General features: G+C 73.8%; 9 protein-coding genes. 5 read left to right on the plus strand and 4 right to left on the minus strand.

All coding sequences use genetic code 11. The features are described from left to right. The first annotated feature begins 138 nt into the window (after positions 1 to 138). A complete protein-coding gene (locus O4J56_RS23995; RefSeq protein WP_270688852.1) occupies positions 139 to 1,014 on the plus strand; it encodes a CPBP family intramembrane glutamic endopeptidase in 876 nt (291 codons plus the stop codon). Positions 1,015 to 1,103: 89 nt separating this feature from the next. On the opposite strand, the gene O4J56_RS24000 is transcribed toward O4J56_RS23995, so the two are convergent. Continuing rightward, complete coding sequence (locus tag O4J56_RS24000) at positions 1,104 to 2,378, minus strand: MFS transporter (protein WP_270688853.1); 1,275 nt, start codon at positions 2,376 to 2,378, stop codon at positions 1,104 to 1,106. Between the two features lie 156 nt (positions 2,379 to 2,534). On the opposite strand from O4J56_RS24000, the gene O4J56_RS24005 reads away from it, so the two are divergent. Continuing rightward, positions 2,535 to 3,209, plus strand: coding sequence for a FadR/GntR family transcriptional regulator (locus tag O4J56_RS24005; protein ID WP_270688855.1), 675 nt, complete (start codon positions 2,535 to 2,537; stop codon positions 3,207 to 3,209). A 318-nt stretch (positions 3,210 to 3,527) separates the two neighbouring features. Here the strand turns inward: O4J56_RS24005 and O4J56_RS24010 are convergent, their stop codons facing one another. The 3 genes from O4J56_RS24010 to O4J56_RS24020 all read right to left on the minus strand — a co-directional run bounded on the left by O4J56_RS24010 (position 3,528) and on the right by O4J56_RS24020 (position 6,760). Further along, positions 3,528 to 4,202 carry an RraA family protein gene (locus O4J56_RS24010; protein WP_270688857.1) on the minus strand — a complete coding sequence of 225 codons (675 nt, stop codon included), beginning with the start codon at positions 4,200 to 4,202 and terminating at the stop codon, positions 3,528 to 3,530. 738 nt (positions 4,203 to 4,940) lie between these two features. Beyond that, positions 4,941 to 5,828 carry a dihydropteroate synthase gene (folP, locus tag O4J56_RS24015; RefSeq protein WP_270688859.1) on the minus strand — a complete coding sequence of 296 codons (888 nt, stop codon included), beginning with the start codon at positions 5,826 to 5,828 and terminating at the stop codon, positions 4,941 to 4,943. Continuing rightward, a complete protein-coding gene (locus O4J56_RS24020; RefSeq protein ID WP_270688861.1) occupies positions 5,825 to 6,760 on the minus strand; it encodes an Lrp/AsnC family transcriptional regulator in 936 nt (311 codons plus the stop codon). The genes folP and O4J56_RS24020 overlap by 4 nt, the downstream gene beginning before the upstream one ends. 392 nt (positions 6,761 to 7,152) lie before the next feature. On the opposite strand from O4J56_RS24020, the gene O4J56_RS24025 reads away from it, so the two are divergent. From O4J56_RS24025 to O4J56_RS24035, 3 genes are all read left to right on the plus strand, one after another. Further along, on the plus strand, positions 7,153 to 8,742 hold the full coding sequence (locus O4J56_RS24025; RefSeq protein ID WP_270688863.1) for an LCP family protein: 1,590 nt from the start codon (positions 7,153 to 7,155) through the stop codon (positions 8,740 to 8,742). 226 nt (positions 8,743 to 8,968) lie between these two features. Beyond that, a complete protein-coding gene (locus tag O4J56_RS24030; RefSeq protein ID WP_270688865.1) occupies positions 8,969 to 9,520 on the plus strand; it encodes a hypothetical protein in 552 nt (183 codons plus the stop codon). After that, on the plus strand, positions 9,517 to 10,122 hold the full coding sequence (locus O4J56_RS24035; protein WP_270688866.1) for an OmpA family protein: 606 nt from the start codon (positions 9,517 to 9,519) through the stop codon (positions 10,120 to 10,122). Before O4J56_RS24030 ends, O4J56_RS24035 begins: the two co-directional genes overlap by 4 nt. Positions 10,123 to 10,234 lie beyond the last annotated feature (112 nt).

Raw genomic sequence — 10,234 nt, forward strand, 5'->3', positions numbered from 1 at the left:
GCCGGTCCCACGGCCTCGTGTCACCCGTGGGACCGGCGGCCCCTTCGTGCGCGGCCCCTTTGTGCGCGGCCCCTCGTGCGAAGGCCCCCGCGGGCAGGGCCCGCGGGAGGGGGTCCGCACGCCGCCGGAGGGCGTGCGATGATCGGCCGCATGTCCGAATCCACTCCGGCCCCGGCCCCGCCGCCCCCGCCCGAGGGGGCCGCCTCCGACGGGCGGGAGCGGGCGCGCCCGGCCCCCGCCCCGCCCCGGCCCGCGCCGGTCACCGGCCGGACCCTCGGCTGGGAGATCGCCTGCGTCCTGGCGCTGTCCCTGGGCGCGTCCGCGGTGTACGCGGTCATCTCCTTCACCGGCGCGCTGACGGCCCCGGGCTCGCTCGCCGACCAGAGCGCGAGCCTGGTGGCGCCGCGCGCCGAGGCCGAGCGCCCGTGGCTGGACCTGTCCCGGCAGACCGCCTCGCTGGTGTTCGCGTTCGCCCCGGTGGCGCTGGTGCTGTTCCTGCTGCACCGCACGCGCGAGTCGGCCGCCACGATCGGCTTCGACCTGCGCCGCCCCGGCCCGGACCTGCTCGGCGGCGCGGCGCTGGCAGCGGCGATCGGCCTGGGGGGACTGGTGGTGTACCTGGTCTCCTGGCGCCTGGGGCTGACCGTGACGGTCGCGCCAAGCACGCTGGAGCCGCACTGGTGGCAGTACCCGGTCCTGGTCCTGCAGGCCGTGAAGAACGGCGTGCTGGAGGAGGTCATCGTGGTCGGCTACCTGCTGCTGCGGCTCGACCAGCTCGGCTGGTCACCGGTGCGCGCCATCCTGTTCAGCTCGGTGCTGCGCGCGACCTACCACCTCTACCAGGGGGTGGGGATGTTCTTCGGCAACCTGGTGATGGGGCTGGTGTTCTGCTGGGCCTACAAGCGCTGGGGCCGGGTGATGCCGCTCGTGATCGCCCATTCCCTGATCGACATCGTGGCCTTCGCCGGGTCGGTCGCCCTCATCGGGAAGGTGGACTGGCTCCCGGGCGGATGAGCCGACCGGTACCGGCATCCCCGGCATACGTCGGGCCCGGTGCGCCGCCCCCTCCTCGGCGCACCGGGCCCGACCGCCCTTCGCGGGCCTCAGCCGGACGCGCCGGTCCGGGCGGCCGCGCGCGCGGCCCTGCGCTCCAGCGCGTCCTCCAGGAAGCGCGGGCGCCCGAGGAACATGCCCACGACCATGTTGCCGGTCACCAGCACGGCCACCAGGGCCAGCGGCGCGTGCCAGCCCCCGGAGACGTCGTGCAGCAGCCCGAACAGGAACGGGCCGAGCCCGCCCATGAGGTAGCCCAGGCTCTGGCTGGACGCCGACATCGCCGCGGTCGCCGCCGGTGTGCGCGTGCGCACCGCGAAGAAGGTGAGCGCCAGGGTGAAGGTGCCCATGCCCATGCCGATGAGGACGGTCCACACCCACACGCCGGAGGTCGGGGCGATCCACAGCCCGCCCAGGCCGAGCACGTAGCAGACGTAGAAGAAGGCGACGTATCCGCGGTGGTCCCGGGCGCGCGCCATCAGGCCGGGCAGCACCAGCGAGGTGGGCACCGCCAGGGCGGTCAGCAGCGACAGCGCCAGCCCGGCGCCGCCCGCGCTCATGCCCTGGTCGCGCAGCATCTGGGCGAACCAGCCGAACATGATGTAGGCCACGGTCGACTGGGTGCCGAAGAACAGCACGGACTGCCAGCCCATGGCCGTGCCCAGCACGGTCCGCAGCGAGGTGGCCTGGGCGGGGTCCTGCTTGGCGGGCTCGTGGCGCAGCACCAGCACCCACGGCACGGCGGCGATGAGGCCGAACACGGCGTACATGCCCAGGGCGGTGCGCCAGCTGCCGGTGGCGTCGAAGACCGGCACCGTGGCTGCGGCGGCCATGGTCGTCCCGGCCGCGAGCGCGGTGGTGTACAGGGTGGTCATCGTGCCGACCCGTTCGGGGAAGTGCTGCTTGACCAGGGTGGGCAGGAGCACGTTGCCGACCGCGCCGCCGGAGAGCGCGACCGCGCTCAGCGCCAGGAAGGTCCAGGGGTCGCCGAACAGCACCCGGGCGGCGAGGCCCGCGGTGAGGGCGGCCAGCGCGGCGACGAGCACGTGGTGCTCGCCGAAGCGGCGGATGAGGGCGGGCGTGGCCGCGCCGAAGGCGGCGAAGCACAGCACCGGCAGCGTGGTCAGCACCCCCGCGACGGTGGTGGACATGCCCAGCCCCGCCGACACCTCGTCGAGCAGCGGCCCGACGCTGGTGATGGCGGTGCGCAGGTTGATCGCCGCCAGGGCGACGCCGGCGATCAGCAGCCAGGCGACGTGCCGTCGGCGTCCCCGGCCCGCCGCCGGGCCGGTCCGATGGACGCGTTCGGCTGTGGCGCTTGTCACTCGCCCCCCTTATTCATAGGATGACAGGATCTACATCGACAGCGTAACGCATTGGCGGGGACGGCCTGTTCCCCGCGCGGGCTGGTCTAAGCTCCGGCTTTAACCGACCCTCATGATGTGGCCCACGGTGGGCCGACACCCGTAGGAGGTAACCGCGTGCCCCTCGCCTCGACGCGCCGGACCGGCCTGGTCGACCAGGTCATCAGCCAGCTCAGAACACAGATCGACTCTGGCGAGTGGGGTGTCGGCGACCGCATCCCCACCGAGTCGGAGCTCTCCGACCAGCTGGAGGTGGGACGCAACACGGTCAGGGAGGCCGTGCGCGCCCTGGCCCACGCGGGCCTCCTGGAGATCCGCCAGGGGGCGGGCACCTTCGTGCGCGCCTCCAGCGAACTGGGCGGGGCGCTGCGCCGCCGCCTGGAGCGGTCGCGCATGCGGGAGAACCTCGAGGTGCGGCGCGCCCTGGAGATGGAGGCGGCGCGCCTGGCGGCGAGCCGCCGGACCGTCGAGGACCTGTCCGACATCGACCGCGCGCTGGCCCTGCGCGACAGCGCGTGGCGCGAGCGCGACATGTCCTCGTTCGTCGAGGCCGACTTCACCTTCCACCGGGCGGTCGTCAACGCGACGCACAACCCGCTCCTGATCGAGCTCTACGACGACATCGCGTCCGTCGTCTACGACAGTATCGCCCAGTCGGCGCTGATCCAGGCCCCTCAGGAGGACCTCGACCACAAGCGCCTCGCGGACGCCATCCGCGAGGGCGACGAGGCCGAGGCACTGCGCGAGGCCGCCTGCTACCTGGACGAGCTGCTCGCCCGCGCCGACGACTGAGAGGGCGCGGGCGGCGGAACCGGGCCCGCGCCCGGCCGCGGGGACCGCCTCTCCACCCCATCGGAAGAGGCGGGTTTCACGGTCGGCGCGCGGGCCCGTCCCATTGCCCGCGGCCCTTCCGCGATGATCTCGACGGAAGTGCTGTCATTCCGGCGGTTGTGACGGCACTCTTGTCGAGATCATCGCGGGGGCGGCCGTCGGCGGCGAAGTCATCGAGGCTGGGCCCTGCGGTCCGTCGCCGGGCCCCACACGTCGCAGAGGCGAATCCGCGCTCCACCTGACAGTCGGACGCACGGTCCCGCGTGCAGGTGGCCGTTGCTAGCGCTCGGCGGCCGGGGCGGCCTCGAACCGGCCGGGGCCGCCCTCCCAGCCCGCCACCCGGGTGGGGTCGAGGTCGAGCAGCTCGATCGTGCTCTCTCCGGCGCACACGGCCTCGACCAGCTCGCGGTCCGTGGTGGCGGCCCGCAGCGCGTCGGCGACGATGTCGGCGGCCCGGCCGCGCGGCAGGCACACCACGCCATCGTCGTCCACGGCCACCCAGTCGCCGCGGCGCACGGGCACCGGCGCGCCGCCGGTGTTCATGGTGATCTCGCGGCCCACCGCGCCTCCGGCCTCGTGGGCGGTGCCGCGCGGGGACACCCCGGCGCTGACCACCGGCAGGCCGGTCCGGGCGATGGCGCCCAGGTCCCGCACGCACCCGTCGACGACGATCCCGGCCAGACCGCGCATGCGCGCCGCCACCGCGAGGATCTCGTCGACGTAGCCGAACTCGGGGTCGGCGGAGGCGTCCACCACCAGCGCCGTGCCGGGCGCGGCCTGGGCCACCGCCGCGTGCAGGGCGAGGTTGTCGCCGGGGGCGCAGCGCACCGGCAGCACCGTGGCCGCGAGCCCCTCCCCCGGCTGGACGGGAAAGAGGTGGGCCCCGAGGGGCAGGGCCCCGCTCCTGGTCAGCGCCGCTGTTCCGACCGCCGTCAAGGTATCCGCAAGCGCCACGTCGACCTCCCCGAATGCACCGCGCCTGATGTGGGCCGCACACGCCTGAGAGAGGGTCCGGCGGCGGCCCGACCCCTTCATACTCATGGGTAACTTCCCTGGTGCGCAAGACGTGCGGACAGGAATCGGTAAAAAAACGCTACCGCCGGTTACACGTTCAGGCCTGCGATGTCGCCCGACGCACCCCCTGACAGGACCTCGGCGGCACCGCCGGGGCGGCAGGCGCGCGGATGGCCCTCGCAAGGCCGGCGAGGCCGGAGCCGGACGGTTCCCCGGCCTCGCCGACCGACCGTCCACCCTCTCGCGGTCCGGGCGGTCGGGCGGCTGAGCAGGCCCCCGCTCACGGACCCCAGCCGGGCGGCGGGCTGGTGGAGCGCAAGGCCGCGAGGTCAGCGACGACGAAGGTCAGCGACCTGTGTGGCAGCATCGTCGGCCGGCAGGCGTGCGGCCGGCACCCGGACCGCGAGCAGCCCGCCGGACGGCGGGCAAGGCCGGGGAACCGCCCCGCTCACTCCGTCGCCGCCATCGACGGCGGCCATCCGCACGCCCGGCGGCCGACAGCGCTGAGGCATGGGCCGCCTACCTGCGTCGTTGCCGGTCTCACGGGCCCGCCGCACGGCTTAAGGCCCGCGCGGACAGGCGGGTGCGCTCCGCGTTGATCTCGGGAGAAACGACGCTACCGGGCCGCTTTTAGGGGCGCTTTTCCCGAGATCAACGACGCAGGGGCGGCGCAGACGGCTAAACCTTTGACCCTCGTACCTCCGCCACCGTGTCCAGTGCCGTCCGGGCGGCGCCGGCGTCGTGGACTCGGAAGACCCGGGCCCCCTCCCAGGCCGATACCGCCAGGACCGCGAGCGTGCCCGCCAGGCGGTCGGTGAGCGGCGCGTCCAGCGACTCACCGATGAAGTCCTTGTTGGAGACCGCCACCAGCACCGGCCACCCCGTCGCCGCCAGCTCCCCCAGCCTGCGGGTCAGCTCCAGCGAATGGTAGGTGTTCTTGCCGAAGTCGTGGGTGGGGTCCACGAGGATGCCCTCCGGGCGCACGCCCAGGCCGACCGCGCGCTCGGCGAGCCGGGCGACCGTCTCCGCAACGTCGGCCGTCACGTCCCGGTAGGCCGCCCGGTGCGGGTCGGTGCGCGGCCCCAGCCCCCCGGTGTGGCTGCACACCAGCCCCGCACCGGTGGCGGCGGCCACCCGCGCCAGGTCGGGGTCGGCGCCCGCCCAGGTGTCGTTGATCAGGTCGGCCCCGGCACGCACGCACTCCTCCCCCACCCGCGCGCGCCAGGTGTCCACCGAGATGGCCACCCCGGGGTGGCGGCGGCGCAGCTCGGCGATGAACGGCGCGGTGCGCCCGATCTCCTCGTCCTCGTCCACCTCGGCGCCGTACCCGGCCTTGACCCCGCCGACGTCGATGATGTCGGCGCCGCGCTCCACGGCCGCGTCGGCGGCGCGGAGCGCGGCGCCGAATGCGAAGGTGGCGCCGCGGTCGTAGAAGGAGTCCGGGGTGCGGTTCACGACCGCCATCACCGCGTGCTCACCGGGGGCGAAGGCCGCCTCTCCCAGCCTCAGGGTCCGTGACGGCGCCGCCGCCCCGTCCCGGGCCGCTCCCGCCCCCGCCGTGTTCACGCCGCCACGCCCTTCCTCGCTCGGGGCACCGCCGCCGGGGCCGCTCCCCCGTCGCCGCGGAGCCGCTCCTTGGCCACCCGCAGATGCTCCCACGTCTCCAGCCGCCCCACGTCGGGGCAGGCCCGGATCGCCTCGACCGCCTCGACCAGGGCGGCGCGGTCCGCCGCCGCGGCCGAGCCCACCAGGTCGTACCGGCCGAAGCCGACCGCCAGGAAGGACACCCCCGGCACCGCGGCCAGGCGCGCCGCGAGCACCGAGGCGTCCCCCCGGCAGCGCACGCCGAACCCCAGGCGCTCGTCGGCGCCGACCACGGTGGGCTCCACCAGCGCGGTCACGTGCACCACCCCGGCCTCGATCAGCCGGACCACCCGCGAGCGCGCCGCCGCCTGCGACAGCCCCACCCTGCGGGCCAGCTCGGCGTAGGAGGCGCGGCCGTCGTGCTGCAGGTGCCGCACCAGCCGCCAGTCCAGCGGGTCGATGGCGATGTCCTTGAGCTCGCGGACGCCGCTGTCGGCGTCCTTGACCACGCCGCCCGCCCGGAAGACCTCGGCTCCCCCCACCCCGGGCAGCACGCGCATCGCGGCGACCTCCTCGGCCAGCGCCTGGTCGTCGCGGACCCGCACCTGCGCCACGGCGGGGAAGCGCCCCGCCGTCTGCGCGGCGAAGGTGACGGCCTCCCGCTCGGCCAGCTCCCCCAGCAGCGGGCCCACCGGGCCGGAAACGGTGAATGAAACATGGGCGAACACCTCCCGGCCCATGACCCCCGCGTGCAGCACCCCGACGATCCTGATCGCCCCGAGCGCCACCAGGCGGCGCACCCGGGCGCGCACGGCCGTGCGCGAGAGCCCCACCCCGTCGGCGAGGGCCTGATAGGTCGCTCTTCCGTCCCCCTGCAGCGCCCGCATGAGCGCAGCGTCGACCGCATCGAGCACGATTTTCGCCTTTCGTTCCTTCGACGGCGCCCATTCCCCCCGGGCGCCGCCCCCTCCTGCGGCCAGATCATGGCAGTTGCGGCGTTCCTTAACTACAGATCACGGAAGAAACAAGCACGTATTCGGCGATGCATGCCCGCGAGACCAGACATACGACCGGTCTTTGCGACATGACGGACAGATGGCTAACGTGCCGTGTCGCGTCCCCGCGTGCGGACGACTCCGGCAAAGCGAGACACTGTCATCCGGCATGGTCGCCGCCGGATGCGGTACGCCCATAAGTGACGCCGCGTCCGGACCGCGGCGCCGGAAGTCCGACGACGCGCACGGCGGCGCGCCCGAGAACAGAACCGTCCGCCACGGCGGGCGGGGGATGAAGAGAAGGGACCCCGATGGCATCACCAGGGGATGAGCAGCAGGAGGCGGCGGCACGCCCATCGGGGTTGGGAAGAGCGCTGCTGCTGACCGCGGCCTCGCTCGTCCTTCCGGGCATCGCCCACCTGCGCACCGGGCGCCGGACCGCCGGGATCGTCCTGCTCAGCGGATACGCGCTGGCGATCGCGGCGATCGCCGCCGCGGGCCTCCTCGTCTTCGGCGACGTGGCCCTCGGGGCGAGCATGGCGGTGCAGGGCCGGTGGCTGCTCACCGCCTCCGCCATCGCCTTCGTCGGCACGGTCGTCTGGATGGCCGTGGTGGTGCACTCCTGGGTCATCACCCGCCCGCGCCCCGCCCGCCGCGGCGCCGCGGCCGCGGGCGGCGCGCTGGTCGTCGTGCTCTGCGTGGTGGCCGCCGCCCCCGCCGCCGCCGTGATGCACACGTCCTACGTCACCTACTCCACGCTCTCCTCGGTCTTCGGGTCCGTCGACCCGCTGGGCGAGCCGCCGCACGACGCCGCCGACCCGTGGAACGGCCGCGACCGCATCGAGGTGCTGCTCGTCGGCGGCGACTCGGGCAGCAACCGCTACGGCATGCGCAACGACTCCACGATGCTGGCGAGCATCGACGTCGAGACCGGCGACGTGGTGCTCATCGGCATCCCCCGGAACCTGGAGGACGTGCAGTTCCCCGAGGGCTCGAAGCTGGCCGAGGCCTACCCGCCCCCGGCCGGGTTCGACGACCTGTTCAACGAGGTCTACCAGGCGGTCGCCGAGAACCCCGAGGAGCTGGCCGAGAACCCCGGCGCCGACGACCCCGCCGCCGACACCCTCAAGTCCGTGGTCGGCCACATCACCGGCCTGGAGCCCGAGTACTACGCCCTGGTGGACATGAAGGGCTTCGAGGGGATCATCGACGCCATCGGCGGCATCGACGTCTACCTGGAGGACCCGATCCCCTACGGCCTGGAGGGCGACATCCTGCCCGCCGGCCAGCAGCACCTCGACGGCAACCAGGCCCTCTGGTACGGCCGCAGCCGCGTCAACAGCGACGACTACACCCGCATGGGGCGCCAGGGCTGCCTGCTCAAGTACGTGGTCGAGCAGGCCGACCCGACCGCGGTCCTGCGCGGCTACCAGGACCTGGCCGGGGCCGCCAAGCGCACGCTGCGCACCGACATCCCGCAGACCAAGGTGCCCGCCTTCATCGAGCTGGCCGACCTCATCGACGACCAGGGGTCGATGAAGACCCTCCAGCTCACCCCGCCCCAGGTCGACCCGGCCTACCCGGACTGGAAGACCATCCGGCAGATGGTCTCCGACGCGGTCGGCGAGCAGGAGCAGGCCCAGGGCGACGGCGCCGACAGCGGCGACGCGGGGCCGGGGCCCTCCCCCTCCCCGTCCGACACCCCGACGGGCGGGGGCGAGGACGGCGCGGACGGCCAGGGCCAGGAGGGCCAGAACGGCCAGGAGGGCCCAACCGACGGCCAGGACGGGGACGACGCCACCGAGTGGCAGGAGTACACGGGCCTGGACGATCCGTCGCCGACGACGCCCGGGCGCCAGGTCGGCGACGAGGCCGGTTCGCTGGACGCCCTCTGCCCCTGAGGCGCGTGCACCGCAGGGTGCCGCGTCCCCGACACCCAATGAGCGCGGGGCGCACGGCGGAGTGACCCGCCGTCCGCCCCGCGCCCGCTCTTCCGGATCCTCCCCGAGCACCCATGCAGCGTGACCGAATCCGGACACTGCGTGGCCGCCGGCGAACCTGTTGCGCTCGGGACGTATCCGACCTCGCGGACCCCATCCCCCACATCGCTTCCGAAGGAGTCTCCCCGTGCGTCCAGCAGTCAAGGCCGCGGCCCCCGCGCTCGTCGTCGCCCTCGCCCTCGCGGGGTGCTCGGCGAACAGCCGCGACAAGGCCCCTGAAGACGGCGGAGGCGGCGGAGCCGCCGCCTCACCCTCCCAGGTCTCCACGGACGAGGTGATCGCCGAGGGGACCTTCCCCTACAACGAACACAAGGGCGAGGTGAAGATCGAGGTCAACGGGCTCACCGTGCGCGGGGACCTGATGCAGCTCGACTACACGCTCACCGCCGGGACCCCGAGCTCGGACGCTGATCGCAGGCCGAACCTCACGACGATCGGAGCATCGACGTCCGGATCTCAGATCTGGCTCGTCGACATGGAGAACCTGCTGCGCTACAAGGTCGTCGAAGACGAGGCCGGCGGGTACCTGCAACCGTCCGTCACCACCGACATCACCTACGACGAACCGACGGTGCTCACCGCCTTCTTCGCCGCCCCGCGCGAGGAGGCCACCGCCTTCGACATCTACTTCTACGGGTTCGACCCGATCATGAACGTGCCGCTGCAGGAGGAGGGGTGAGCCGCCGCGCGGCAGGGCCGCGCACGCTGGGAGCCGGAGCCGTCGGCGCCGCGCTGGCGCTCGCGCTCACCCCGGCCGCCGCCGCCGACACCGGTGAGGTCGCGGGTGATCCCGATGATGTGACGCCGGAGACCATCGCCGACGCGGTGATCCCCATCGACCCCGCCCCCTCCGTGATCGGCATCGACCCGTCCGAGTCCGTCGAGGAGCTGGAGACCGAGAAGAGCGAGGGCGGCACCACCACCGTCACCATCGCCGCCGACGTCCTGTTCGCCTTCGACGAGGCCTCGCTGACCGACGCCGCCCAGGACACGATCGCCGACATCGCCGGGCGCCTGGAGGGCGCCGAGGGCACCGTCGAGGTCGTCGGGCACAGCGACGGCATCGGGGACGACGCCTACAACCAGGAGCTGTCGGAGAAGCGGGCCGAGGCGGTGAAGAGCGCGATCGAGGACGAACTCGGATCGGCCGCCCCGGACATCGAGGCCGAGGGCCGGGGGTCGAGCGAGCCGGTCGCCGAGGAGACCGACGGCGACGGCAACGACGTCCCGAGCGCCCGGGCCGAGAACCGCCGCGTGGAGATCAGCTTCGAGGGCGGCTGACGGGCGGTCCGGGCAACGCGGCGAAGGGCCGGATCCCCCGCCTGCCGTCCGGACATGGAGCCCGCGCGGATAGGCGGGTGCGCTCCGCGTTGATCTCGGGAGAAACGACGCT

The sequence above is a fragment of the Nocardiopsis endophytica genome (assembly GCF_027706725.1).
Taxonomy (GTDB): Bacteria; Actinomycetota; Actinomycetes; order Streptosporangiales; family Streptosporangiaceae; genus Nocardiopsis_A; species Nocardiopsis_A endophytica.

What these genes read in the sequence shown, in the direction of transcription:
- O4J56_RS23995 (WP_270688852.1), top strand. Translation starts at nt 139, where the DNA reads ATGATCGGCCGCATGTCCGAATCCACTCCGGCCCCGGCCCCGCCGCCC.
- O4J56_RS24025 (WP_270688863.1), top strand. Translation starts at nt 7,153, where the DNA reads ATGGCATCACCAGGGGATGAGCAGCAGGAGGCGGCGGCACGCCCATCG.